This is a genomic window from Serratia sp. MF1(2023) (assembly GCF_030954545.1).
Taxonomy (GTDB): domain Bacteria; phylum Pseudomonadota; class Gammaproteobacteria; order Enterobacterales; family Enterobacteriaceae; genus Serratia; species Serratia sarumanii.
The window spans coordinates 41,500-64,699 of record NZ_JAVHUX010000003.1; the positions used below are offsets into that span (position 1 = coordinate 41,500).

26 protein-coding genes are annotated in these 23,200 nt (G+C 62.3%); 18 read left to right on the forward strand and 8 right to left on the reverse strand.

Going from position 1 to position 23,200, the window contains the following annotated elements; all coding sequences use genetic code 11:
- Window positions 1-53 precede the first annotated feature (53 nt).
- Window positions 54-986 (forward strand): LysR family transcriptional regulator, encoded by a 933-nt coding sequence (locus tag REA38_RS00365; protein WP_308884512.1) that lies wholly within the window; start codon window positions 54-56, stop codon window positions 984-986.
- A 3-nt stretch (window positions 987-989) separates the two neighbouring features.
- Here the strand turns inward: REA38_RS00365 and REA38_RS00370 are convergent, their stop codons facing one another.
- From REA38_RS00370 to REA38_RS00380, 3 genes are all read right to left on the reverse strand, one after another.
- A complete protein-coding gene (locus REA38_RS00370; protein ID WP_033635085.1) occupies window positions 990-1,379 on the reverse strand; it encodes a YidB family protein in 390 nt (129 codons plus the stop codon).
- 95 nt (window positions 1,380-1,474) lie between these two features.
- The gene (locus tag REA38_RS00375; RefSeq protein WP_033635086.1) at window positions 1,475-1,723 is read right to left on the reverse strand and encodes a GlsB/YeaQ/YmgE family stress response membrane protein; all 249 of its coding nucleotides are present in this window, start codon (window positions 1,721-1,723) and stop codon (window positions 1,475-1,477) included.
- A 14-nt stretch (window positions 1,724-1,737) separates the two neighbouring features.
- Window positions 1,738-1,935 (reverse strand): YqjD family protein, encoded by a 198-nt coding sequence (locus REA38_RS00380; RefSeq protein WP_033635087.1) that lies wholly within the window; start codon window positions 1,933-1,935, stop codon window positions 1,738-1,740.
- A gap of 628 nt (window positions 1,936-2,563) precedes the next feature.
- Here REA38_RS00380 and REA38_RS00385 point away from each other — a divergent pair.
- Complete coding sequence (locus REA38_RS00385) at window positions 2,564-3,484, forward strand: Kdo(2)-lipid IV(A) acyltransferase (RefSeq protein WP_033635088.1); 921 nt, start codon at window positions 2,564-2,566, stop codon at window positions 3,482-3,484.
- A 178-nt stretch (window positions 3,485-3,662) separates the two neighbouring features.
- Window positions 3,663-4,082: a VOC family metalloprotein YjdN gene (gene yjdN, locus REA38_RS00390; RefSeq protein ID WP_033635089.1), complete on the forward strand. Its 420-nt coding sequence runs from the start codon at window positions 3,663-3,665 to the stop codon at window positions 4,080-4,082.
- A gap of 15 nt (window positions 4,083-4,097) precedes the next feature.
- Here yjdN and REA38_RS00395 read toward each other — a convergent pair whose 3' ends face one another.
- On the reverse strand, window positions 4,098-4,292 hold the full coding sequence (locus tag REA38_RS00395) for a hypothetical protein (protein WP_033635090.1): 195 nt from the start codon (window positions 4,290-4,292) through the stop codon (window positions 4,098-4,100).
- 160 nt (window positions 4,293-4,452) lie between these two features.
- Here REA38_RS00395 and REA38_RS00400 point away from each other — a divergent pair, with 160 nt between their 5' ends.
- Window positions 4,453-6,006: a sensor domain-containing diguanylate cyclase gene (locus tag REA38_RS00400; protein WP_086580078.1), complete on the forward strand. Its 1,554-nt coding sequence runs from the start codon at window positions 4,453-4,455 to the stop codon at window positions 6,004-6,006.
- 478 nt (window positions 6,007-6,484) lie between these two features.
- On the forward strand, window positions 6,485-7,378 hold the full coding sequence (locus tag REA38_RS00405) for a Kdo hydroxylase family protein (RefSeq protein ID WP_308884515.1): 894 nt from the start codon (window positions 6,485-6,487) through the stop codon (window positions 7,376-7,378).
- A 41-nt stretch (window positions 7,379-7,419) separates the two neighbouring features.
- Here REA38_RS00405 and paaZ read toward each other — a convergent pair whose 3' ends face one another.
- Entirely contained in the window at window positions 7,420-9,486 is a 2,067-nt protein-coding gene (gene paaZ / locus REA38_RS00410) for a phenylacetic acid degradation bifunctional protein PaaZ (protein WP_308884516.1), read from the reverse strand.
- Between the two features lie 317 nt (window positions 9,487-9,803).
- Between paaZ and paaA the strand changes: the two genes are divergently transcribed.
- From paaA to paaY, 13 genes are all read left to right on the forward strand, one after another.
- Window positions 9,804-10,742: a 1,2-phenylacetyl-CoA epoxidase subunit PaaA gene (paaA, locus tag REA38_RS00415; RefSeq protein ID WP_033635096.1), complete on the forward strand. Its 939-nt coding sequence runs from the start codon at window positions 9,804-9,806 to the stop codon at window positions 10,740-10,742.
- A gap of 21 nt (window positions 10,743-10,763) precedes the next feature.
- Window positions 10,764-11,051 (forward strand): 1,2-phenylacetyl-CoA epoxidase subunit PaaB, encoded by a 288-nt coding sequence (gene paaB / locus REA38_RS00420; protein WP_004935173.1) that lies wholly within the window; start codon window positions 10,764-10,766, stop codon window positions 11,049-11,051.
- 8 nt (window positions 11,052-11,059) lie between these two features.
- Complete coding sequence (gene paaC, locus REA38_RS00425; RefSeq protein ID WP_308884517.1) at window positions 11,060-11,818, forward strand: 1,2-phenylacetyl-CoA epoxidase subunit PaaC; 759 nt, start codon at window positions 11,060-11,062, stop codon at window positions 11,816-11,818.
- Between the two features lie 9 nt (window positions 11,819-11,827).
- Entirely contained in the window at window positions 11,828-12,325 is a 498-nt protein-coding gene (gene paaD, locus REA38_RS00430) for a 1,2-phenylacetyl-CoA epoxidase subunit PaaD (RefSeq protein WP_033653577.1), read from the forward strand.
- Window positions 12,326-12,338: 13 nt separating this feature from the next.
- Complete coding sequence (gene paaE, locus REA38_RS00435; protein WP_197838979.1) at window positions 12,339-13,397, forward strand: 1,2-phenylacetyl-CoA epoxidase subunit PaaE; 1,059 nt, start codon at window positions 12,339-12,341, stop codon at window positions 13,395-13,397.
- Between the two features lie 8 nt (window positions 13,398-13,405).
- Window positions 13,406-14,179 (forward strand): 2,3-dehydroadipyl-CoA hydratase PaaF, encoded by a 774-nt coding sequence (paaF, locus tag REA38_RS00440; protein ID WP_142110124.1) that lies wholly within the window; start codon window positions 13,406-13,408, stop codon window positions 14,177-14,179.
- Window positions 14,180-14,182: 3 nt separating this feature from the next.
- Complete coding sequence (gene paaG, locus REA38_RS00445; RefSeq protein ID WP_049197270.1) at window positions 14,183-14,974, forward strand: 2-(1,2-epoxy-1,2-dihydrophenyl)acetyl-CoA isomerase PaaG; 792 nt, start codon at window positions 14,183-14,185, stop codon at window positions 14,972-14,974.
- Window positions 14,975-14,976: 2 nt separating this feature from the next.
- A complete protein-coding gene (locus tag REA38_RS00450; RefSeq protein ID WP_308884521.1) occupies window positions 14,977-16,506 on the forward strand; it encodes a 3-hydroxyacyl-CoA dehydrogenase in 1,530 nt (509 codons plus the stop codon).
- Window positions 16,503-16,943, forward strand: a complete 441-nt coding sequence (paaI, locus tag REA38_RS00455) for a hydroxyphenylacetyl-CoA thioesterase PaaI (RefSeq protein ID WP_047730362.1) — start codon at window positions 16,503-16,505, stop codon at window positions 16,941-16,943. The genes REA38_RS00450 and paaI overlap by 4 nt, the downstream gene beginning before the upstream one ends.
- Complete coding sequence (gene pcaF / locus REA38_RS00460) at window positions 16,940-18,145, forward strand: 3-oxoadipyl-CoA thiolase (protein WP_308884522.1); 1,206 nt, start codon at window positions 16,940-16,942, stop codon at window positions 18,143-18,145. Before paaI ends, pcaF begins: the two co-directional genes overlap by 4 nt.
- A gap of 15 nt (window positions 18,146-18,160) precedes the next feature.
- Window positions 18,161-19,468: a phenylacetate--CoA ligase PaaK gene (paaK, locus tag REA38_RS00465; protein WP_308884523.1), complete on the forward strand. Its 1,308-nt coding sequence runs from the start codon at window positions 18,161-18,163 to the stop codon at window positions 19,466-19,468.
- Between the two features lie 79 nt (window positions 19,469-19,547).
- Window positions 19,548-20,486: a phenylacetic acid degradation operon negative regulatory protein PaaX gene (gene paaX / locus REA38_RS00470; protein ID WP_033635109.1), complete on the forward strand. Its 939-nt coding sequence runs from the start codon at window positions 19,548-19,550 to the stop codon at window positions 20,484-20,486.
- A 12-nt stretch (window positions 20,487-20,498) separates the two neighbouring features.
- Window positions 20,499-21,095 (forward strand): phenylacetic acid degradation protein PaaY, encoded by a 597-nt coding sequence (gene paaY, locus REA38_RS00475; protein ID WP_033635110.1) that lies wholly within the window; start codon window positions 20,499-20,501, stop codon window positions 21,093-21,095.
- Window positions 21,096-21,133: 38 nt separating this feature from the next.
- On the opposite strand, the gene REA38_RS00480 is transcribed toward paaY, so the two are convergent.
- Genes REA38_RS00480 through REA38_RS00490 form a run of 3 tightly spaced genes read right to left on the reverse strand, consistent with a single transcriptional unit; the run spans window position 21,134 to window position 23,199 of the window.
- Window positions 21,134-22,531 (reverse strand): amino acid permease, encoded by a 1,398-nt coding sequence (locus REA38_RS00480; RefSeq protein ID WP_308884524.1) that lies wholly within the window; start codon window positions 22,529-22,531, stop codon window positions 21,134-21,136.
- Window positions 22,532-22,586: 55 nt separating this feature from the next.
- On the reverse strand, window positions 22,587-22,769 hold the full coding sequence (locus REA38_RS00485; protein ID WP_072265542.1) for a hypothetical protein: 183 nt from the start codon (window positions 22,767-22,769) through the stop codon (window positions 22,587-22,589).
- 58 nt (window positions 22,770-22,827) lie between these two features.
- A complete protein-coding gene (locus tag REA38_RS00490) occupies window positions 22,828-23,199 on the reverse strand; it encodes a RidA family protein (RefSeq protein ID WP_060438525.1) in 372 nt (123 codons plus the stop codon).
- Window position 23,200 lies beyond the last annotated feature (1 nt).

Consider the following 23,200-nt stretch of genomic DNA (forward strand, 5'->3'; position numbering starts at 1 on the left):
TAGAGCCGAATTAGCACTAACACTTATAAGAAAAATCTATAGGCAAGATCGACATGGATAAGCTGAACGCAATGAAAACCTTTATGCGGGTGGCGGAACTGGGCAGCCTGTCGGCCGCCGCTCGCGATCTGCGTTTGACGCAGCCGGCGGTCAGTCAGCAAATCGCTGCCCTGGAGCAGCGACTGGGAGCCCAGTTGCTGTTTCGCAGCACCCGGGCGGTCACCCTGACCGATGCCGGCAGCGGTTATTATCAGCGCCTCAAACCGATTCTGGCGGCGGTCGACGAAGCGGAAGAAGCGTTGCACGGCCAGCGCCACCAGTTGCAGGGCAATCTGCGCATTCACGCCCCGACCGGGTTCGGGCAGTTGCACGTCACACCGCTGGCCATCGCTTTCCAGCAGCGCCATCCGAACCTCGCCATTGAGCTGCTGCTGGACGATCGCCTCGCCGACGTGATCGGCGAAGGCATCGACGTGGCGCTGCGTTTCGGTGAACTGCATGCGCCCGGCATGGTGGCGAAACGTTTGGGCGAGCTGCAACGCCTGCTGGTGGCGTCACCGGCCTATCTGGCCAGGCATGGCACGCCGCGTTCCCCGGCGGAGTTGGCGAAACATGCGCACATTCGTTACAGCGGCCTGAACGACGGCGATACGCTCACCCTGTTCGGCCCGCACGGCCCCGAGACGGTTGCTCTGCGGCCCACGTTCCGCGCCAACAATACGCTATCGCTGCTGGCCGCCATTGATGCTGGGGCCGGCATCGGCGGCGCTCAACGGCCTTTAATCGCCGAACAGCTGGCGACAGGGGCGCTGGTGCCCGTTTTACCGGAATACCGCTACCCGCCTATGGCGCTGCACGCGGTCTATCCCGCCTTGCGTTTTATTCCGGAGAAAGTGCGCGCCTGGGTGGCGCATCTGCAGCAGGCGTTGACGACGATCGAAGGGATCAGCGGAGTGAATGCCCCCGGCCAGACGCCGGGAGCCTAATCATTATTTGAACAGTTTACCGACCATGTCGCCCAGCTCGTTGCTGTCTTGCTGCACTTCACCGTTTGGCGAGGCGGCATCGGTGACCGTTGGCAAGAACTGTGCAATGGTGCTGGACGCCTGAGCCGGATCGATACCCAGCTTTTCAGCCAGTTGGTTGATGGCGTCGCTACCCAACGCCTGCTGTACGTGATCGCCGGTAATCGGCTGATTTTCGCCATTGCCGAGCCAGGAACCGACGATATCGCCGAACTGCCCCTGACGGAATTTGTCCAAAATGGCCTGCAGGCCGCCTTGTTGCTCGACCCACTGCATAATGGCGATGTAGTCGATGCCTTTGCCGTTGGCGCCGCCGCCCAGAATGTTACCCAATACGCTATCGAACAGACCCATGATATTCCCCTTTCAGCGAGTGCGGACTGCGCCGCGCCGCCGGATTGATTTCACGAAAAAGGGCCGCCGCGGCGACCCTGTTGAGCAATGGCTGCTTAGCCTTTGATCTTCCTGTAGACAAAAAGCACCACCAGGGCGCCGATTACTGCCACCACAAAGCTGCCCAGGTTAAAACCGTCAACGCGGCCCATACCGAAGAAGGTGCTGATATAGCCGCCGACTACGGCGCCCACGACCCCCAATATAACGGTCACAATAAAGCCGCCGCCGTCTTTGCCCGGCATAATCCACTTGGCCAGGATACCGGCGATTAAACCAAAAATGATCCAGGAAATGATGCCCATCTTTACTCTCCCTATTACCTTTTGCCTAACAGAAATCCTATTACCAGGCCCACGACGGCGCCGGCGCCTATCCCCGCCCAAGGGTTATCCTTGATGCAGGCACATGATTGCTCGAGCGCTGCCTTTACGCCGCTGCGCACTTCGCAGGCGGTGGTTTTCACGTAGTCGCTCGGTTGCTCAACACCGTTTAGATCGTCATTTTCATATGACATGTCAAATCCTTACAGACCAACCCTCTGAGAATCTCGTCACATGTTTCGCGCCAGGCGCCGTCCGCTCCGCGATCTTGCTCTGGGCAACCTGCCCGCTGCCGCTCAATGCAGAGGCGTACGGCGACAAACGCATAACTTCACACTATGACTATAGTAAAAAATCAGCGGTTTACCCATTTCCGTCCGTCTGAATTTCACCGTACAAAAAACGATCTGATTTCATCCTGCTGTCATCTCGCGAGGCTAAACTTTAAACAAATCCTCCTGGAGGAAACGCCGATGTTCAATGCCCCTTTTGTCCTGATTCTCGCGCTACTGTACGCACTGGCCGCCGTTTGGGACGGTTCCGCCGCGTTATTGTTTCATTAAGGTTACATAGCAGTTGTCACTTTTGCGATGCGCTTAATTGTGTCTTTATTTTTCAATTTCGCCAGTCGTTTGAAATAGCGGAAAATATCTGCCATTCCCTCGGTAAAAATCCTATCTCTCCCCGTTTTTCGCCTGCGCTTAACTAAAGCGTAAAAAAAGCATTAATGGAAAATCCTATTTAGCTCAGAATGTTCTACCATTCGCCCTATGAAAATTTGGGTTAAGGTCCCATTGAAAAAGACAAGGAATCACAGGAAAAATGCTTTCTAACCAACGCTTTGAGCGCGAATTCTTGCGCCCTCGTTATTGGTTGCTGTGGATAGGGCTGGGAATACTCTATCTCTTGGTATTACTGCCCTACCCGCTCATTTATCGACTCGGACACGGCCTTGGCAGAATAGCCATGCGCCTGATGAAACGCCGGGTAAAAATAGCGCGCCGCAATTTAGAGCTCTGCTTCCCCGCAATGCCCGCCGCCGAGCGCGAGGCGCTGATCGTCAAAAATTTTGAGTCCGTCGGTATGGGCCTGTTCGAAGTCGGCATGGCCTGGTTCTGGCCCGACTGGCGCATCGCCCGCTGGTTCAAGGTGAGCGGCATGGAAAACATGCGGCTGGCGCGTCAGGGCGGCAAAGGCGTTCTGCTGATCGGTCTGCATTTTCTGACGCTGGAACTGGGCGCGCGCATTTTCGGCATGCAAAACCCCGGCATCGGCGTGCATCGCCCGCACAACAACAGGCTGATGGAGTGGGTACAAACCCGCGGCCGGCTGCGCTCGAATAAATTCATGCTCGACCGTAAAGATATCAAAGGCATGATCCGCAACCTGAAACAGGGCGAAATCCTGTGGTACGCGCCGGATCACGATTATGGGCCGCAAAGCAGCGTGTTCGCGCCGCTCTTCGCCGTGGAAAACGCCGCCACGACCACCGGAACCTTTATCCTGGCGCGCATGGGACGGCCGTCGATCGTGCCTTTCGTGCCGCGCCGCCTGCCAGATGCTCAGGGCTATGAGCTGATCGTGCAGCCGCCGTTGACGGACTTCCCGCTGGATGATGAAACGCGCGCGGCGGCCAAGATGAACCGCGTGGTGGAAGAACAGGTGCTGCTGGCCCCCGATCAGTACATGTGGCTGCACCGCCGCTTTAAAACCCGCCCAGCCGGCGAGCCGTCGCTGTATTGACCGCCCTTGCGCCTTCGCCCGTCATGCCGGCGGCGAAGGCGCACTCACCTCGCACAAGCATTCTGCGCCAGGGGAACTACACTAATAAGTCACCGACGGCAATTATTGCCGCCAGCAACCATTTCTTCCTGCCCGAGGGCCGGTCGTTGCCTGTCGAGCCACAACCGAGGTCAATGTCATGCTGGTACAACCCTATCTGTTTTTCAGCGGTAACTGTGAGCAAGCGATTAACTTCTACGAACAGCAGTTGAATGCCAAAATTGAAATGGTCATGCGCTATAAAGACATGCCCGAAGAAGCCCGGCAAGACGGGCCGCAGGACGTCAATCCGGAGGCGATCATGCATGCGCGCCTGCTGATCGGCGACGGCGTACTGATGGCCTCCGACGGCTGCCCGCAAGATGACGGCGGCGGCGCTTCTCATAAAGGCTTCTCGCTGTCGCTGAACCCCAGCGATGCGGAACAAGGACGCAAACTGTTCGACAATCTGGCGCAGGGCGGCCAGGTGACGATGCCTTACCAAGCCACCTTCTGGGCCAAAGGCTTTGGCATGCTGACCGACAAATTCGGCGTCAACTGGATGATCAACGTCGAATAACCCGTCATGGCGCCGCTAGCCATAGCGGTGCCAGTCATACGCCGCCTTGGCGAACAGCACGAACAGCAGCGCCAACAGCGCCAATCCCAACCGCCAATAGGGCGACCGGCGCCGCCGCCAGGCGAAGTACATCATCACCGCCAGCGTCCCCAGCGTAAGGGGGTAATACACCGCCAGCGTCAGTAAAGTGATTATGATGTAATCCGACATGGCTCTTTCACTCCGCAGTGTCCACCCCGCCGCTGATACGGGGTGCAAACGCCCTTTCTCGCTATCGCCACGTTAGGGGCTAGAGGTCTGGCGCATTTATGCATAAAATATAAGATTGCTCTTAACTCAAATTGAATAGTAATCAAACAACAAGGGTGACATGACTCAGCAGCAACCCATACAGGATGCCGTGCCGGCGCGCAGCGTTAAAAGCTCCCCATTATTATTTCAGGCCGGCGTGTTTGTCATCATCGTTGCCGCCACGCTGATCCTCTTTAACAGCTGGCAAATCTGGAACGCGCATCAGCGCGATCTGCGCAGCGCCGAGCATGAGTCCGCCAACCTCGCCCGCTCGCTGGCGCAGCATGCCGACGATACTTTCATGCAGGTGGACGGCAACCTGCTCGATCTGAACGAACGTCTCCAGACCGACGGGCTGGGCCCAGCGCAGCTGACGCGACTGCAGCGCGTCATGCAGACGCAGGTCGGCAACCTGCCGCAGCTGCACGGGCTGTTTCTCTACGATGCGCGCGGGCGCTGGCTGGCGACCTCCTCGGGCAAATTCATCAAGAACGCCAACAACGCCGATCGCGATTACTTCAAATACCATCAAAACCGCGACGGCGGCGGCCTGTACATCGGCAAGGTGGTCCGCAGCCGCACCACCGGCGATCTGATCATTCCCGTTTCGCGGCGATTCAACAACCCGGACGGCAGCTTTGGCGGCGTGGTGCTGGCGACGCTGTACGTCGATTATTTCCGCCAGTTTTACGACAGCTTCGCCCTCAATACCGACGCCTCACTGAACCTGCTGCTGGCGGACGGCACTATCCTTTACCGCCGCCCTTACTCGGCGGCGTCGATCGGTAAAAACATCGCCAAGGGCGTGCTGTTCAGCGAAATTTTGCCGCATTCGGAATTCGGCAACGCCACCATCACCTCGCTGTACGACAAAGTGGAGCGCATCTACGGCTATTCGCGGGTCAACCGCTTTCCGCTGGTGATCGCCGCCGGGTTGTCGAAACGCGACGCGCTGGCGGACTGGCGCACCGACGCCGGTCTGTTCGCCGCGGGCGGCCTCTCGCTGCTGATGATCCTGTTGGCGATGGGCATGGTGCTACTGCGGCAAATCAAGCACAGCATGCAAACCGAAGCCGAGCTGATGCGCACCCGCGATCAGTTGACCAGCATCAACCAAATGCTCGAAGAGCTGGCGCTGCTGGACGGCCTGACCGGGCTGGCCAACCGCCGCCAGTTTGATATCGCGCTGAAGAACGAGCTGGCGCGGGCTTCGCGCAACTACCGCAGCGTGGCGCTGCTGATGCTGGATATCGACTATTTCAAACAGTACAACGACAGCTACGGCCACGTCGCCGGTGACCAGTGCCTGCAGCAGATCGGCCAAACGCTCAAAGGGTTGGCCTGCCGCAGCAACGACGTCCTGGCGCGCTACGGCGGCGAAGAGATGGGGATTATCCTGCCGGATACCGACGTGCAAGGCGCACTGATTTTCGCCGAGCGCGTTATCAACGCGGTGCGCGATCTGAAAATTCCGCATCAGGGCAACCCGCACGGCATCGTTACCATCAGCATCGGCATCTGCGCCAAAGTGCCGCATATGTATAACGATACGCCGATCAGCTTTATCAATGAGGCGGACAGTGCGTTGTATCAGGCCAAGAAAAAAGGCAAAAACTGCATTTACGGCGCTTAACTAATAATCGGGCCACCAAAATTTGGCGGCCCGATTTATTCGCCAGAAAAATGAAGTAGTTCCCTCGCGAAACATTATTTCACCGGTTTACCCTGCACTCTGAATAAAATAACGGAAATAATAAGCAGTATATTTATTTTCATTACAATTCAATAGGATAAAATACGCCATTCAGCAGGCAATTTGTGCCTTTTTTGATTATTCGTGCCTATACCTCGCCTCGTTTATACCTCGTTTACTTTTCATTGGCATTGCCGGTGATACCCTTATCAGGATTATTCTATCTATCAGGAAGCCATCGCACGCTTCGGCGCATTGCGCCCTGCTGATACAACCATAATAGAACCCACAAATTTCACGTTGCCATTGGGCGGCCTGCTGACGCCGCTCCAGCCAGCCACTGCGCAAGCCAGTGCAGCCAATCACGCGGCAACCTGAGAGGCAGGAATAAAGCGATATAGATTTGCAAGGAGATCTCATGCCTACTGGCGATATTATGCACGAACAGGCCGTCCTGACGCTGCCGTTACGACAATGGGCGGCAGCGGAAGCATCCAGCACGGTCAGCGAACTGGAACAGGGCAAGGTGCTGTTTCTGCCCGAACTGGCCTTCACCCTGTCTGAACAGGAAATGCCGCTGCTGGATCCGACATTGGTCGACCCGAAGCGCAAAAACATCAGCTACCAACCGCTGTCCGGCAAGCTGAGCGGCGTCGCCGTCGCGGAACGCCGGCAGCAGGTTCAGCAATTGCTGGAACGCTATTACCAATCCTGCCGCCAGTTGATCGCCGGGCTGTTGCCCGAATATCAGGAGGCGCTGCACCACCCGACCGGCAGCCTGCGTTTACATCCGGTTTCCGCCTGGCGGGCGGCCAGTTCCTGGCGCAAAGACGACAGCCGGCTGCACGTTGACGCCTTCCCGTCACGCCCGAACTACGGCGAACGCATTCTGCGCATTTTCACCAACATCAACCCGCACGGCGAGCATCGCCAATGGCGGGTCGGCGAGCCGTTCCCTGAGCTGGCGGCACGCTTTATGCCGCGTCTCGCTCGCTACTCCGCCTTCGGCAGTTGGCTGCAGCACCAGGTGCGCATCACCAAAACCCGCCGCAGCCATTATGACCACCTGATGCTGCAGTTGCATGACGCCATGAAGGCCGACGGCGATTATCAGCAACGGGGGCCGCAGCTGGCGCTGACGTTCCCGCCGGGCAGCAGCTGGATTTGCTTCTCTGATCAAACGCCGCATGCCGCGATGGGCGGCCAGTTTATGCTGGAACAGACCTTCCTGCTGCCGGTGAATAAGATGCAGGATCCGCAGCGTTCACCGCTGAAAGTGCTTGAACAGCTGCGCGGTCAGCCGCTGATCTGAATGATTTGCCGCCGCCGGGGGCCGGCGGCGGCAAACGCGCATCACGCTTCGAAGTCCCCCTGTTGGCGCGCCACCAGCGTCAGAATGCTGTACAGCGCCACCGGCTGCTGTTGCTGATTCAACACCTGCACATCCCACACCACCACGCCGTGCGGGCGATCTTCGGCGATTTTCTGCGGCTTGCGGATTTTCTTTTTGCAGGTCAACCGCACCTGAATGGTATCGCCGATCTTCACCGGCTCGATAAAGCGCAAATTTTCCATGCCGTAGTTGGCGATCACCGGCCCGACGGCGGCGTCGACAAACAGCCCAGCCGCGGCGGACACCACAAAGTAACCGTGCGCCACCCGCTCGCCGAACAGCGAGTCGGCGGCGCCGATCTTGTCCATATGCGCGTAGAAATGGTCGCCGCTCAGGCAGGCGAAGTTGACGATATCCGCTTCGGTCACGGTGCGGCGCGCGGTCAACAGGCTATCGCCCAGCTGCAGCTGCTCAAAGTATTTCCGGAACGGATGCACCGGATGCTCGGCGACCGGCGCGCCGCGCACCCATTCGCCGCCGATGGCCGCCAGCATCGCCGGGCTGCCCTGGATCGCCGTGCGCTGCATATAGTGTTTCACCGCGCGCAGCCCGCCCAGCTCTTCACCGCCGCCGGCGCGCCCCGGGCCGCCGTGCACCAGCATCGGCAGCGGCGAACCGTGGCCGGTGGACTCCGCCGCCGCCCGCTCATCCAAAATCAACATGCGGCCGTGGGCGCAGGCCGCCGCGCGAATGAAGCGCGTGGCCAATGCCGGATCGGCGGTCACCAGCGAGCCCGCCAGGCTGCCCTGCCCCAGCAACGCCAGCGCGATCGCCTGTTCGGTATCCGCATACGGCATCAGCGTCGCCACCGGGCCGAAGGCCTCGGTGCCGTGCACCGCCTGATGGGTGAACGGATCGGCGCAATATAACAGGGTCGGCGGATAAAACGCCCCGCCGCACGCGCCGTCGCCCAGCACCTCCAGCTTATCCAGCGCCGCGCCACAGAGCGGTTCGCAGCCGTTGCGCAGCAGGAACTCCACCTTGCTTTGCACATCATCACGCTGCTCGTGGCTGACCAACGCCCCCATGCGCACCTGCTCCAGCTGCGGGTCGCCCACCGTCACCCCCGCCAGGCGCTGCAGCAAGGCCTGACGCACCGCCGCCACCTGCGCCGCCGGCACGATGATGCGGCGGATCGCGGTGCATTTCTGCCCCGCCTTGGCGGTCATTTCACGGCACACTTCTTTGATGAACAGCGCAAACTCCGGCATTTCCGGCGTCACGTCTTCTGCCAGCACGCAGCAGTTGAGCGAATCCGCCTCCATGGTGAACGCGATCGATTTCTCCAGCAGGCGCGGGTGTGCCCGCAGCCGCTGCCCGGTCTGCGCCGAACCGGTGAAAGTCACCGCATCCTGGTAATCCAGGTGCGCAAACATGTCGCCGACGCCGCCGCAAACCAGCTGCAGCGCCCCTTCCGGCACCAGGCCGCTATCGACGATCAGCCTGACCATCGCCTGCGTCAGCTGCGCGGTGGCGGTTGCCGGCTTGATGATGGCCGGCATGCCCGCCAGCCAGGTCGGCGCCAGTTTCTCCAGCATGCCCCAGCACGGGAAGTTGAAGGCGTTGATGTGCAGCGCCACGCCGGGGCGTGAAGTGAGCACGTGGCGGGCGGCGAACTGCGCCTGTTTCGACAATGGGATCAGCTCGTCTTCCGGCCACAGGGTATCGTCCGGCAGATCGCGGCCGGCCATGCCGGCATAGGCGAACAGCGTGGCGATGCCGCCCTCGATATCGACCCAGCCGTCGCTGCGCGTCGCCCCGGTTTGATAGGAAATCTGATACAGCGCCTCTTTATGCGCCAGCAGGTGTTTGGCTACCGCTTTCAGCATCTGGGCGCGCTGCTGGAACGTCATGTGCGCCAGCGCCGGGCCGCCGCGGCTGCGGGCATAGTCCAGACTCGCCGCCAACGGCAGGCCGTCAGAGCAGACCTGGTACAGCGCTTCGCCGGTCACCGCGTGGCGGATTTCGCGCGCCTCTCCCTGCCCGTACACCCAGGCGCCAGAAAGATAACTGTGTAACTGCTGCATGTGCCCTCCGAAATTCATAAATTTTCACCATACAGCTTAATTACGTATCATATAAATGCCAGTCGAGGCCAAATCAAATTTTAACAAAAAGAGAACAAAAGGCGTTTTCAGACCGCTTAACCTGCCATAAACAAGTAATTAATCACTTTATTTATCAAATAAAATCAAATAAATAACAAAACCAATTATGAGTAACCTCGCAAAACCACATTAATTACGTTTGATCTTTTTGTTATCAGTTTGTAGCCTTATGGTTAGTTAAAGTGATTCACATTTTTATGTTTAATGTGAAAAACACGAATCACCAAGAGGCAAGCATGACAACTGACGCACAGTATCAGCAGCATTTCGACGACAAGATCGCGGCGGATATCGCCATTGAGGCCAAAGACTGGATGCCGGACGCCTACCGTCAGAACCTGATTCGGCAGATTGGCCAACACGCCCACTCGGAAGTCATCGGCATGCTGCCGGAAGCCAACTGGCTGACGCGCGCCCCCACGCTGCGCCGCAAAGCGGTGCTGCTGGCCAAAGTGCAAGATGAGGCCGGCCACGGCCTGTACCTCTACAGCGCCGCCGAAACCCTCGGCTGTTCGCGCCAGGACATCTACCAAAAGATGCTCGACGGCAAGATGAAGTACTCCTCTATCTTCAATTACCCCACGCTCAACTGGGCGGATATCGGCGTGATCGGCTGGCTGGTCGACGGCGCCGCCATCGTCAACCAGGTGGCGCTGTGCCGCGCGTCCTACGGCCCCTATGCGCGGGCGATGGTGAAGATCTGCAAAGAGGAAAGCTTCCATCAGCGCCAGGGCTACGAGGCGGTAATGGCGATGGCCAACGGCAGCGACACGCAGCGCGCCATGCTGCAGGACGCCATCGATCGCTTCTGGTGGCCGGTGCTGATGATGTTCGGCCCGAGCGACGCCGACTCCCCCCACAGCGCCCAGAGCATGGCGTGGAAGATCAAACGCCACAGCAACGATGAGCTGCGGCAGAAGTTCGTCGACAACACCGTGCCGCAGCTTGAAGCGCTCGGCATGACGGCGCCGGATCCGGAGCTGCGCTGGGACGCCGCCGCCGGCCACTATCGCTTCGGCGAAATCGACTGGAGCGAGCTGCATGAGGTGATCAAAGGGCGCGGCCAATGCAACCACGAACGCCTGCAGGCCAAACGCCGAGCCTGGGAAGACGGCGCCTGGGTGCGCGACGGCGCCATGGCCCACGCCGCGAAAAACGCCGCCTCCGCCGCATAGCCAACATAAGGAACCGAGATCATGAGCCACGTTGAATGGCCGCTGTATGAAGTGTTTATCCGCAGCAAACAAGGGCTGGCGCATCGCCACGTCGGCAGCCTGCACGCCGCCGACGACCAAATGGCGCTGGAAAACGCCCGCGACGCCTACACGCGCCGCAACGAAGGTTGCTCGATCTGGGTGGTGCAGTCGCGCCATCTGATCGCCTCGCAGCCGGAAGATCGCGGCGCGTTCTTCGATCCGTCCGAAGACAAGATCTACCGTCATCCGACGTTTTACACCATTCCCGACGGCATCAAGAACATGTAGAGGCGACCATGACGGTTAACGATCCGCGCATCAGCTATTTACTCCGCCAGGGCGACACGCCACTGATCCTCGCCCAGCGCCTGTGCGCCTGGTGCGGCCACGCGCCCGAGCTGGAAATCGATCTGGCGCTGGCCAACATCGGGCTCGATCTGCTCGGCCAGGCGCGCAACTTCCTGGGCTACGCCGCCGAACTGGCCGGCCCGTCCTGCAGCGAAGACAGCCTGGCCTTCGGGCGCGACGAGCGCCAGTTTCATAACCTGCTGTTGGCGGAGCAGCCGAACGGCGGTTTCAACGACACGCTGGTGCGTCAGTTCCTGCTCGATGCCTACCACGTACAGCTGCACCAGGCGCTGAGCCGCAGCCGCGACGCGCAGATCGCCGCCATCGCCGCCAAGTCGTTGAAGGAGGCCGATTACCACCTGCGCTTTAGCCACGGCTGGATGATCCGCCTTGGCGACGGCAACGACGTCAGCCACCGCAAGATCCAGCAATCACTGGATAACCTGTGGCGCTTCACCGCCGAGCTGTTCCACGCCGACGCGCTGGAGCTGGAACTGGCGGAACAAGGCATCGCCGTCGATCCGCGCGAACTGCAGGCCCCCTGGCAAGCGCAGGTGGAAGAGACGCTGCGCCAGGCGACGCTGGCGCTGCCTGCCGAGCAGGCGTTCCGGCACGGCGGCAAGCAAGGCCGGCACAGCGAACACCTCGGCCCGCTGCTGGCGGAGATGCAGTTCCTGCAGCGCGCCTATCCAAACGGGCAATGGTAGGAGGCCGCGATGAACGTCACCCGTTTGCAACCCGCCGAAATTCCGCAGATTTGGCACTGCCTGCAGCAGATCAGCGATCCCGAACTGCCGGTGCTGTCGATCACCGATTTGGGCATGGTGCGCGACGTGGCGCGCGACGGCGCGGGCTGGCGCGTGACCTTCACTCCAACCTATTCCGGCTGCCCGGCCACCGAATTTCTGCTCAACGCCATCGAGCAGCGGCTGGCGGCCGCCGGCTTCAGCCCGGTGCAGGTGGACATTCGCCTCAGCCCGGCCTGGACCACCGACTGGATGAACGCCGACGCCCGCGAACGGCTGCGGCAATACGGCGTAGCGCCCCCGCAGGGCCACACCTGCGATCGGCCACACGCCCACGGCCCGGTAGCCTGCCCGCGCTGCGGCAGCACCCACAGCGAGAAGATCAGCGAGTTCGGCTCCACCGCCTGTAAAGCGCTGTACCGCTGCTGCGACTGCCGGGAACCGTTCGATTATTTCAAATGCATATAGGAGCGCTGACACCATGACGGTCTTTCATCGCCTGAACGTCGCCGCCATCGAGCGCGAAACGCCGGACGCCGTAGCCATCACCCTGCGGGTGCCCGAAGAGCTGCAAAACCAATACCGCTATACCCCCGGCCAGCACCTGACGCTCAAGGCGTTGGTCAACGGCGAAGAGTTGCGGCGTTGCTATTCCATCTGCAGTTCACCGCAGGAAGGCCTGCTGCAGATCGGCGTGAAGGCGATTGATCAGGGGCGCTTCTCCGGCTTCGTCAACCGCATGCTGAAAGTCGGCGACGCGCTGGAGGTGATGGTGCCGCAGGGGCGCTTCGGCTACCAGCCGCAGGCAGAGCGCCACGGCAACTACCTGGCGATCGCCGCCGGCTCCGGCATCACGCCGATGCTGTCGATCATCAAGGCGACGCTGCTGCTCGAACCGGGCAGCAGCTTCACCCTGATCTACGGCAACCGCAACAGCCGTTCGATGATGTTCAAAGAGGCGCTGTCGGATCTGAAAAACCGCTACCCGCAGCGTTTTCAGCCGCTGTACCTGTTCAGCCAGGAAAGTCTCGACAGCCCGTTGCTCAGCGGCCGTATCGACCGCGAACGCCTCGCGGCGATCGGCGGCGCGCTGCTGAATTTCCGCGACTATGACCACGCCTTTATCTGCGGGCCGGAATCGATGATGGACGACGCGCAAACCGTGCTGGAACAGGCCGGCGTACCGGCCAATCACATCCACAGCGAGCGCTTCAACACCAGCGGCTTGGCCGCCCGCCCGCGCCACAGCGGCGATCGCAACGCCACCCGGGTGGCAATCCTGCTCGACGGCCGCCGGTTGGATATCGAGATCGGCGAACAGGACGACAGCATTCTCGACGCCGCGCTGCGCCAGGGCGCCGATCTGCCCTACGCCTGCAAAGGCGGCGTCTGCGCCACCTGCAAATGCCGTCTGAAGGCCGGCAAGGTGGAGATGGGCGTCAACTATAGCCTGGAGCCGGATCAGCTGGCTGCGGGCTACGTATTGAGCTGCCAGTCGTGGCCGAAAGGCGACGGCGTGGTATTGGACTTCGACGTCTAGGAGCCGCGATGGACACCCCCTTTATTTTGCATCAGCAGCAGCACCGCGTGGTCACGCTGACGCTGCATCGCCCGGAGGCGCGCAACGCCCTGAGCACGCCGTGCCTGGAACAGCTGGTTGCACGGCTGGAGCAGGCCGACGCCGACAGCGGCGTGGGCGCCGTGGTGATCGCCGGTGCGGCGCGCTTCTTCGCCGCCGGCGCCGATCTGCGCGAATTGCAACAGCAGGATCTGCCGGCCGCGCTGGCGGATCGCCGTCCGCAGCTGTGGCAGCGTCTGGCGCAGTTCAGCAAGCCGCTGCTGGCGGCGGTGAATGGTTATGCCCTGGGCGCCGGCTGCGAGCTGGCGCTGGCCTGCGACATCGTCATCGGCGGCGAAAGCGCCCGCTTCGGCCTGCCGGAGATCACCCTCGGCCTGATGCCGGGCGCCGGGGGCACTCAGCGCCTGATCCGCTGCGTCGGCAAGTCGCGCGCCAGCCAGATGGTGCTGACCGGCGAGCCCATCGACGCCCGCACCGCGCTGCAGGCCGGTCTTATCAGCGAAGTGTGCGTCGATGCCCTGACGCTGGAACGCACGCAGCAGATTGCCGATCGCATCAGCCGTCAGGCGCCGCTGGCGCTGCGCGCCGCCAAACAGGCGCTGAAACAGGCCGAGGAAATCGGCCTCAGCCAGGGGCTGACGATGGAGCGTCAGCAGTTCGTCACCCTGGCCGCCACCGACGATCGCCGCGAAGGCATCGCCGCCTTTTTCGAAAAACGTACGCCAAACTATCAGGGGCGCTGATTTATGGATAACGCATTGATTCTCAGCCATCTCGACGCCGGGGTGTTGACGCTGACCCTCAACCGGCCGGATCGGCTCAACAGCTTTAACGATGAGATGCATCGCCAGCTGAGCGAAGCGCTGACGCAAGCCGAGCGCGACGACAGCGTGCGCTGCCTGCTGATCGCCGGCGCCGGGCGCGGTTTCTGCGCCGGGCAGGATCTCAACGATCGCAACGTCAGCGCCGATCAACAGGCGCCGGATCTCGGCCTGTCGGTCGAACGTTTCTACAACCCCCTGATCCGTCGCCTGACCGCCCTGCCGAAGCCGGTGGTGTGCGCGGTCAACGGCGTGGCGGCCGGCGCCGGCGCCGCGCTGGCCCTGGCGTGCGATATCGTCATCGCCGCCGACAACGCCAGCTTCATTCAGTCGTTCTGCCGTCTGGGGCTGGTGCCTGACTCCGGCGGCAGCTGGTTCCTGCCGCGGCTGGCCGGCCACGCCCGCGCGATGGGGATGGCCATGCTGGGTGACAAAATCAGCGCCCAACAGGCGCTGGCGTGGGGCATGATCTGGCAGGTGGTGCCGGCGGATGAATTGGCCGACCACACGCAAACGCTGGCGCGCCATCTGGCTACCCAGCCGACCTACGGCCTGGGGCTGATCAAAAAAGCCCTCTACAGCTCGGCCACCAACAGCCTCGATCAGCAGCTCGATCTGGAGCGCGATCTGCAACGCCTGGGCGGCCGCAGCGACGACTATCGCGAAGGCGTCAGCGCGTTCTTTGCCAAACGCACGCCCAACTTCAGCGGGAAATAGCCATGAATGCGCCCCTTCTTAACGGCCAGGTGGCGGTGATCGGCGCCGGCACCATGGGCATCGGCATCGCCCAGGTGGCCGCCGCCGCCGGCCACCCGGTGCGGCTGTTCGATATCGCGCCCGCCGCCGCCCAGCGCGCGATCGACGATCTCGCTCGCCGCCTGCGCCAGAGGGTAGACGGCGGCAAGGCCGACGCCGCGCCCACCGAAGCGCTGCTGGCGCGCCTCGAACGCGCCGACTCGCTCGAGCAGCTGGCCGACTGCACGCTGGTGATTGAAGCGGTGGCGGAAAATTTGGCGATTAAGCAGAGCCTGTTCCGCGATCTGGAGGCGATCTGCTCGCCCACGACGCTGTTCGTAAGCAATACCTCTTCGCTGTCGATCACCGCCATCGCCGGCGCACTGCAATACCCGCAGCGCATGGCCGGGCTGCACTTCTTCAACCCGGCGCCGCTGATGAAGCTGGTGGAGATCGTCAGCGGTCTGGAGACCGGTACCGAGACCCTCGCCGCGCTGCAGGCCCTGGCGCAGCGCTGGGGTAAGCAAAGCGTCGTATGCCGCTCGACGCCCGGATTTATCGTCAACCGCGTGGCGCGGCCGTTCTATGCCGAAACCCTGCGCGCGCTGGAGGAACAGGTGGCCGACGCCGCCACGCTGGATGCGGTATTGCGCGACGCCGGCGGTTTCGCCATGGGCCCGCTGCAGTTGACCGATCTGATCGGCCAGGACGTCAATTACGCCGTGACCGAATCGGTGTATCAGGCCTTCTATCAGGATCCGCGCTTCACGCCCTCACTGGTGCAGCAGGAGCTGGTGGCGGCCGGGCGCCTCGGCCGCAAGTCCGGCCGCGGTTTCTACCGCTACGACGCACCGCGATCCGCCGCCGCGATCGCCTTTGCGCCTCCGGCGCAGGCCGCATTGCCGCAACGCGTTACGCTGCACGGCGACTGGTCTTCGCTGGCCGATTTGGCGGAACTGTTGATCGAAAATGCGGGGGCGATCAAACAACCCGGCCAGACCAGCCCGCACGTCACGATCGACGACGTTACACTGATGTTAACCAATGGTAAAACCGCCGGCCAGCTGGCCGACGAACGTGGAACGCCCGTGGTGCTGTTCGATCTCTGTGCCGACTATGCGCACGCCTCCGCCATCGCCATCAGCTGCGCGGCGCAAAACGGTGCGCAACACAATGCCAAAGCGATTCGCCTGCTGCAGTCCCTTGGCAAGCAGGTCATTCAACTGCCGGATTACCCCGGCCTGCTGACGATGCGCACCCTGGCCATGCTGGCCAACGAAGCGCTCGACGTGGTGAACAAAGGCGTCGCCAGCGCCAAAGATACCGATCTGGCGATGCTGCGCGGCGTCAACTATCCGCGCGGCCCGCTGGCCTGGGGCGCCGCGCTCGGCTGGCGCCACATTCTGGCGACGCTGGAAAACCTGCAACGCTATTACGGCGAAGCGCGCTATCGCCCGATGCCGCTGCTGCGCCGCTACGCTTCCCCCGCCTCTTTCCCAGGAGCCGAACGATGAACGCCAATACGCCGCGCGCGCTGGCTCAGCGCTGCGCCGAACAGATGTTCCAGCAAGATACCTGCGCTCAGGCGATGGGAATGCACATCGACGCCGTCGACGCCGGATACGCTCAGGTCAGCATGACCGTCGGCCCGCAGATGCTCAACGGCCACCAGACCTGCCACGGCGGCCAGCTGTTCAGCCTGGCGGACACCGCCTTCGCCTACGCCTGCAACAGCCAGGGGTTGGCGGCGGTGGCCTCCGGCTGCAGCATCGACTTCGTCCGCCCGGCGCTGGCCGGCGACCGCCTCACCGCCAGCGCGGAGATGCGCCATCAGGGCAAAGCCACCGGGCTGTATGACGTCGAGATCGTTAACCAACGGGGCAAAACCGTCGCTTGGTTCCGCGGCCGCGCGCACCGCCTCGGCCACAGCATTTTAGGAGATCAGGCATGAATCAGGCATTTATCTGCGACGGCGTGCGCACCCCGATCGGCCGCTATGGCGGCGCGCTGGCCCAGGTGCGCGCCGACGACCTCGCCTCCCTGCCGCTGCGCGTGCTGTTGGAACGCCATCCGCATGTGGATTGGGCGCAGTTGGACGACGTGATCCTCGGCTGCGCCAACCAGGCCGGGGAAGACAACCGCAACCTGGCGCGCATGGCGCTGCTGCTGGCCGGAGTGCCTGTCGGCGTTTCCGGCACCACGGTGAACCGCCTGTGCGGATCGGGCCTGGATGCGCTGGCGATGGCGGCACGCAGCATCAAGGCCGGCGACGCCGGGCTGCTGCTGGCGGGCGGCGCGGAATCGATGACCCGTGCGCCGCTGGTGATGGGCAAGGCCGACAGCGCCTTCAGCCGCCAGGCGCAGCTGTACGACACCACCCTCGGCTGGCGCTTCGTCAATCCGCGGATGCAGGCCGAGTTCGGCACCGATTCGATGCCGGAGACCGCCGAAAACGTCGCGGCGCAGTTCAACATCAGCCGTGCCGATCAGGACGCCTTTGCGCTGCGCAGCCAGCAGCGCGCCGCCCGGGCGCAGGCGCTGGGCCACCTGGCGCAGGAGATAGCCCCCGTCAGCCTCAGCGGCAAAAAAGGCGCGGTGACGCTGTTTAGCCAGGATGAACACCCGCGCCCCGACACCACCCTCGAACAGCTGCAGGCGCTGAAAACCCCGTTCCGTCAGCCCGGCAGCGTCACCGCCGGCAACGCCTCGGGCCTGAACGACGGTGCGGCGGCGCTGATCGTCGCCTCCGAAGCGATGGCGGCGCGCCAGGGGCTGACGCCGCGCGCGCGCATCGTTGCCACCGCCACCTGCGGCGTGGAGCCGCGGCTGATGGGCATCGGCCCGCTGCCCGCCACCCGCAAGGTGCTGGAAATCGCCGGGCTGAGCCTGGCGCAGATGGACGTTATCGAACTGAACGAAGCGTTCGCCGCCCAAGCGTTGGCGGTGATGCGCCAGCTTGGCCTGCCGGACGATGCCCCGCAGGTCAACCCCAACGGCGGCGCGATCGCTCTGGGGCATCCGCTGGGCATGAGCGGCGCGCGCCTGGCGCTGGCCGCCCTGTTTGAACTGGAACGGCGAGCCGGCCGCTACGCGCTTTGCACCATGTGCATCGGCGTCGGCCAGGGCATCGCCATGATCATTGAGCGTGTCTGACCCCTGAGGCTAACCATGACAATAAATCCACAGCCCCTCGAAACGATCGAATTCGCCTCGCGCGATGAGATTGAAGCGTTGCAGTTGGCGCGTCTGAAGTGGACGCTGCACCACGCCTACGACAATGTGCCGATGTACAAACGCAAATTCGACCAGGCCGGCGTGCACCCCGACGATCTCAAACAGCTGAGCGATCTGGCGCGCTTCCCCTACACCACCAAGCAGGATCTGCGCGACAACTACCCGTTCGACACCTTCGCGGTGCCGATGGAACAGGTGGTGCGCATCCACGCCTCCTCGGGCACCACCGGCCGCCCGACGGTGGTGGGTTACACCCAGCGCGACATCGATAACTGGGCCGATATCGTCGCTCGCTGTCTGCGCGCCGGCGGCGCCACCGCCAAAGACAAGGTGCACGTCGCCTACGGTTACGGCCTGTTCACCGGCGGCCTTGGCGCGCACTACGGCGCGGAGCGGCTCGGCGCGACGGTGATCCCGATGTCCGGCGGCCAGACGGAACGCCAGGCGCAGCTGATCCTCGATTTCAAACCCGACATCATCATGGTGACGCCGTCCTATTACCTGACGCTGATCGACGAGCTGGAACGCAAGATGGGCGGCGACGCGCGCGGCTGCTCGCTGCGGCTCGGCGTGTTCGGCGCCGAACCCTGGACCGAAGCCCTGCGCCACGAAATCGAAACCCGCATGGGCATCAAGGCGCTGGACATTTACGGCCTGTCGGAAGTGATGGGGCCGGGCGTGGCGATGGAGTGCCTGGAAAGCGGCGGCGGCCCCACCATTTGGGAAGACCACTTCCTGCCGGAGATCATCTGCCCGGAAACCGGCGTCGCCCTGCCGGACGGCGAGCACGGCGAACTGGTGTTCACCACCCTGACCAAAGAGGCGCTGCCGGTGATCCGCTACCGCACCCGCGATCTCACCCGGCTGCTGCCGGGCGACGCGCGCCAGATGCGCCGCATGGGCAAAATCACCGGCCGCTCCGACGACATGCTGATCATCCGCGGCGTCAACGTCTTCCCGTCGCAGGTGGAAGAGCAGATCATGCAGTTCGAGCAGCTGTCGCCGCACTATCAGCTGCAGGTCAGCCGCAGCGGGCACCTGGACACGCTGGCGGTGCGCGTCGAGCTGAAAGAATCGGCGCTCAGCCTCAGCCACCAGCAGCGTTGCGACATCTGCCACCAGCTGCGCCACCACATCAAATCGATCGTGGGCGTCAGCACCGACGTCAGCATCGCCAACTGCGGCGATATTCCGCGCTCGGAAGGCAAAGCGCAGCGCGTGGTCGATTTGCGGCCGCGCTAAGGCGCACGGCGTCACGGATGACGCCGCCCCAAATTAGGCGTAATGTTATGGCTCATCGAAGGCTAACCCATGGAAAAATATGGAACATAAACTGGATGAGTTCATTCGCCATGCCGTCGACGCGCAGCCGATCAGCGGCACCTCGCTGATCATTTCGCTGTACGGCGACGCGCTCAGCCACCGCGGCGGCGAAGTGTGGCTCGGCAGCCTGAGCGCGCTGCTGGAGGCCTTCGGCTTCGGCGATCGCTTCGTGCGCACCTCGGTGTTCCGCCTGCAAAAAGAAGGGTGGCTGGCGGTGGAGAAAATAGGCCGCCGCAGCTTCTACCGCGTGACCGAGCAGGGAATGCGCCAGTTCCGCCACGCCGAATCGAAAATCTATTTGCGCGAGCAGCCCGCCTGGGACGGCAAGTGGGAGCTGTTGCTGCTGGAAAGCGCCGAAAAAAACGCACGCGCGCGGCTGAAAAAAGAGCTGGGCTGGCTCGGGTTCGGGCAAATCGCCAACAACCTGATGGCCGCTCCCACCCATGCGCAAACCGACGTGACGGCGCTGCTCGGCGAGCTGAACGCCAGCGAGCAGGTGATTTATTTCCGCGCCGATTATCCCTACAACCGCTCCGAGCAAACCCTGCAGAAATTGGTGGCCGACTGCTGGTCGCTAAGCGAGGTGGCGGCCGGCTATCATGAGTTTATCGTCTCCTTCCGGCCGCTGATGGCGCTGCTGCGCGAAGTCGATCCGGCGGCGCTGACGCCGCTGCGCTGTTTCCAGATTAAGCTATTATTGATTCACTTCTTCCGTCGCGTGGTGTTGAAAGATCCGCTGCTGCCGGACGCGCTGCTGCCCGCGCAGTGGGAGGGCCAGATCGCCCGCAATCTGTGCATCAATCTCTATCAGCAGGTCGATCGCGCCGCGACGGAGTACGTCAGCGCGCTGGCGGAAACCACCATCGGCGCCCTACCCGCGCCGGCCGCCGGCTACTATCGGCGCTTCGGCGGCCTGCCGCGCGACCCTACATATTAAGGAACTCACGCTATGCCTGTGTATCAGATTGACGGCCTGACGCCGGTCGTTGACCCCAGCAGTTACGTGCACCCGACGGCGGTGCTGATCGGCGACGTGATCGTCGGCAAACACGTGTACATCGGCCCGAACGCCAGCCTGCGCGGCGATTTTGGCCGCCTGGTGATCTGCGACGGCGCCAACATTCAGGACAACTGCGTGATGCACGGCTTCCCGCAGCAGGACACGGTGGTGGAAGAAGACGGCCATATCGGCCACGGCGCCATCCTGCACGGCTGTCGCATTCGCCGCAATGCGATGGTGGGCATGAATGCGGTGGTGATGGACGGCGCGGAGATCGGCGAGAACACCATCGTCGGCGCGATGGCGTTCGTCAAAGCCGCGGCGACTCTCGAAGCCAACAAGCTGGTGGTCGGCAGCCCGGCGCGCGTGTTGCGCGATCTGACCGAGCAAGAACTGGCCTGGAAGATCGCCGGCACCCGCGAATATCAGGATCTGGTTCAGCGCTGCAAATCCTCGCTGCGTGAAGTGGCGCCGCTGACCGAAATCGAACCGGGCCGCCAGCGCCTGAGCTTCGGCGACCACCTGATCCCGAAAAGCCAGCTGTAATCCCCGGGGCTGAGGCGCGCCTCAGCCCCTCTCCCGCATTACTCCACCTCCGGCGCCTTGAACGGCGACGGCGCCGCCGCGCGGCGGCTTTGGAAGCGGTAGGCCGCCACCAGCAGCAAGGTGAACGGAATACCGAACCACAGCGTCATGCGGAAGAATTCGGTAAACGCGGTCGAGATCATCAGCGCCGCCATCAGCCCGGCGCCCAGCAAGGTGGTATAGGGGAACCCCCACATGCGGAATTTCAGGTGGGTCTGCCGATGCCGGCGGCGGAAGAACAGGTGGGTGACGAAAATCATCAGCCAGGTAAAGCAGGCGCCATACACCGAAATGGACATCATGGCGGCGAACGAGGTTTCCGGCGCCACCAGGCTCAGCACGATAGACACCACGATGCCGATGCACGACATCGCCAGCGCATTGACCGGAATGCCGCGCCGGCTGACGCGCCCCAACGCCGCCGGCGCCTGCCCGGCGCGCGACAGCGAGAACATCATGCGGGTGGTGATATACAGCTGGCTGTTCATCGCCGACAGCGCCGCCACCAGCACGATAAAGTTGAAAATACCGGTGGCGGCGGGCAGATGGATGACGTTCATCGCCATCAGGAACGGGCTTTCGCCGGTGCCGGACTGGCGCCAGGGCACGATGGCCAGCATCAGGGCGATCGACAGCATGTAGAAGATGAACAGCCGCACGAGTGTGCCCTTGAACGCCGCCTTCACCGCAATCACCGGATTTTTCGCCTCGCCGGCGGCCACCGCGATCATTTCAATGCTCAGGTAGCTGAAGATGGACACGATCGTTGCGAACCACATGCCCTTGACGCCAAACGGCATGAAGCCGCCGGCGGTCAGGTTGCGCAGGCCGTAGGCCGGGTTGCCCGAGAACGCCAGCATGCCGAGACCGATCAGAATGAACGCCACGATCGCCGTCACTTTGACGGTGGACAGCGCGTATTCCACCTGGCCGAACGACTTCACGCCGATCACATTGACGACGATCACCGCCGCCGAGAACAGCAGCACCCACGGCCAGGTCGGCGTCGCCGGGAACCAGAACTGCATGTACATGCCGATGGCGGTAACTTCGGTGCCCACCGCCAGCACCACGCAAGACCAGTAGGAATAACGCACCAGAAAACCGAACAGCGAGCCGAGGTAGAATTCGGCATAGTCGCCGAACGAGCCGGGCGTCGGGTGTTCGGAGGTCATTTCCGCCAGGCACCCCATCAACAGCAGCGCAATAACGCCGCCGATCAGGTAGCTCAGCAATACCGCCGGCCCCGCCATCTGAATGGCGTAGGCGCTGCCGAGAAACAGCCCGGTGCCGATGGCGCCGCCGATCGCCAGCATCGACATCTGCCCGGCGGTAAGATGCTTGTTCAACCCGCCCTGACGGCGGGCGATATGCTCAAAATCATTCATCTGTGGCATGGCTGGGTTCCCGGGCGAAGTTAGACGGTACGGGTGACGTCGAGAATGGCGGCGGTCACGTAGTCGATATTGCCGGGGTTGAGCCCCGGCAGGCACATGCGGCCGGGCGAAAATCATGCTGCCGGTCGTAATAGAGGCCAATGCCTAAATTCACTTTTTGCGGATTGGGATCCTGCAAATAGACTCCCATCAGCGATGGAACAGAATCGGCCGCGGAAGGTGCAATCTGTTTAAACATGACGCATCCTTAACTCGTTATTGAATTAATATGAAGACGGACTTAATGAGAAATTAAATCAGGCGATGGCGCTGACGGTAATTTCTATTTTCATTCCCGGCACCACCAATTTTTCGACAATAACCGTGGAGCGATTGGGATAAGGATAATTAAAGTATTTCCGGTAAATATCATCGAGCAATTTAACGTCATTAACGTCGGTGAGATAAACCATTACCTGCAGCACCTTATCGCTGTGGCTGCCCGCCGCCTTCAGCGTCTGGGCCAGGTTGTCGAAGGTTAACGCAATCTGTCGCTCAGGCGCGCCGGTCTCGATGCTGCCGTCCGCCCGCACCGGGCCGTGGGCGGTAAACAGCATGCCGCCGCCCCGGGTAGCCCAGGAAAAAGGCTGGCCGATCTCCGGCAGCCCGGTTTCTACGATCTCGCGCATG

Excerpts from the sequence above, each read along its gene's own strand:
- paaD (WP_033653577.1), top strand. The coding sequence starts at position 11,828 with ATGAACGTCACCCGTTTGCAACCCGCCGAAATTCCGCAGATTTGGCAC.
- REA38_RS00370 (WP_033635085.1), bottom strand. The coding sequence starts at position 1,379 with ATGGGTCTGTTCGATAGCGTATTGGGTAACATTCTGGGCGGCGGCGCC.
- paaK (WP_308884523.1), top strand. The coding sequence starts at position 18,161 with ATGACAATAAATCCACAGCCCCTCGAAACGATCGAATTCGCCTCGCGC.
- yjdN (WP_033635089.1), top strand. The coding sequence starts at position 3,663 with ATGCTGGTACAACCCTATCTGTTTTTCAGCGGTAACTGTGAGCAAGCG.
- paaZ (WP_308884516.1), bottom strand. The coding sequence starts at position 9,486 with ATGCAGCAGTTACACAGTTATCTTTCTGGCGCCTGGGTGTACGGGCAG.
- REA38_RS00365 (WP_308884512.1), top strand. The coding sequence starts at position 54 with ATGGATAAGCTGAACGCAATGAAAACCTTTATGCGGGTGGCGGAACTG.
- REA38_RS00380 (WP_033635087.1), bottom strand. The coding sequence starts at position 1,935 with ATGTCATATGAAAATGACGATCTAAACGGTGTTGAGCAACCGAGCGAC.
- paaG (WP_049197270.1), top strand. The coding sequence starts at position 14,183 with ATGGATAACGCATTGATTCTCAGCCATCTCGACGCCGGGGTGTTGACG.
- REA38_RS00400 (WP_086580078.1), top strand. The coding sequence starts at position 4,453 with ATGACTCAGCAGCAACCCATACAGGATGCCGTGCCGGCGCGCAGCGTT.
- paaB (WP_004935173.1), top strand. The coding sequence starts at position 10,764 with ATGAGCCACGTTGAATGGCCGCTGTATGAAGTGTTTATCCGCAGCAAA.
- REA38_RS00450 (WP_308884521.1), top strand. The coding sequence starts at position 14,977 with ATGAATGCGCCCCTTCTTAACGGCCAGGTGGCGGTGATCGGCGCCGGC.
- paaY (WP_033635110.1), top strand. The coding sequence starts at position 20,499 with ATGCCTGTGTATCAGATTGACGGCCTGACGCCGGTCGTTGACCCCAGC.
- paaE (WP_197838979.1), top strand. The coding sequence starts at position 12,339 with ATGACGGTCTTTCATCGCCTGAACGTCGCCGCCATCGAGCGCGAAACG.
- paaI (WP_047730362.1), top strand. The coding sequence starts at position 16,503 with ATGAACGCCAATACGCCGCGCGCGCTGGCTCAGCGCTGCGCCGAACAG.
- pcaF (WP_308884522.1), top strand. The coding sequence starts at position 16,940 with ATGAATCAGGCATTTATCTGCGACGGCGTGCGCACCCCGATCGGCCGC.
- REA38_RS00480 (WP_308884524.1), bottom strand. The coding sequence starts at position 22,531 with ATGCCACAGATGAATGATTTTGAGCATATCGCCCGCCGTCAGGGCGGG.
- REA38_RS00485 (WP_072265542.1), bottom strand. The coding sequence starts at position 22,769 with ATGTTTAAACAGATTGCACCTTCCGCGGCCGATTCTGTTCCATCGCTG.
- REA38_RS00375 (WP_033635086.1), bottom strand. The coding sequence starts at position 1,723 with ATGGGCATCATTTCCTGGATCATTTTTGGTTTAATCGCCGGTATCCTG.
- REA38_RS00490 (WP_060438525.1), bottom strand. The coding sequence starts at position 23,199 with ATGCGCGAGATCGTAGAAACCGGGCTGCCGGAGATCGGCCAGCCTTTT.
- REA38_RS00395 (WP_033635090.1), bottom strand. The coding sequence starts at position 4,292 with ATGTCGGATTACATCATAATCACTTTACTGACGCTGGCGGTGTATTAC.
- paaC (WP_308884517.1), top strand. The coding sequence starts at position 11,060 with ATGACGGTTAACGATCCGCGCATCAGCTATTTACTCCGCCAGGGCGAC.
- paaA (WP_033635096.1), top strand. The coding sequence starts at position 9,804 with ATGACAACTGACGCACAGTATCAGCAGCATTTCGACGACAAGATCGCG.
- REA38_RS00405 (WP_308884515.1), top strand. The coding sequence starts at position 6,485 with ATGCCTACTGGCGATATTATGCACGAACAGGCCGTCCTGACGCTGCCG.
- paaX (WP_033635109.1), top strand. The coding sequence starts at position 19,548 with ATGGAACATAAACTGGATGAGTTCATTCGCCATGCCGTCGACGCGCAG.
- paaF (WP_142110124.1), top strand. The coding sequence starts at position 13,406 with ATGGACACCCCCTTTATTTTGCATCAGCAGCAGCACCGCGTGGTCACG.
- REA38_RS00385 (WP_033635088.1), top strand. The coding sequence starts at position 2,564 with ATGCTTTCTAACCAACGCTTTGAGCGCGAATTCTTGCGCCCTCGTTAT.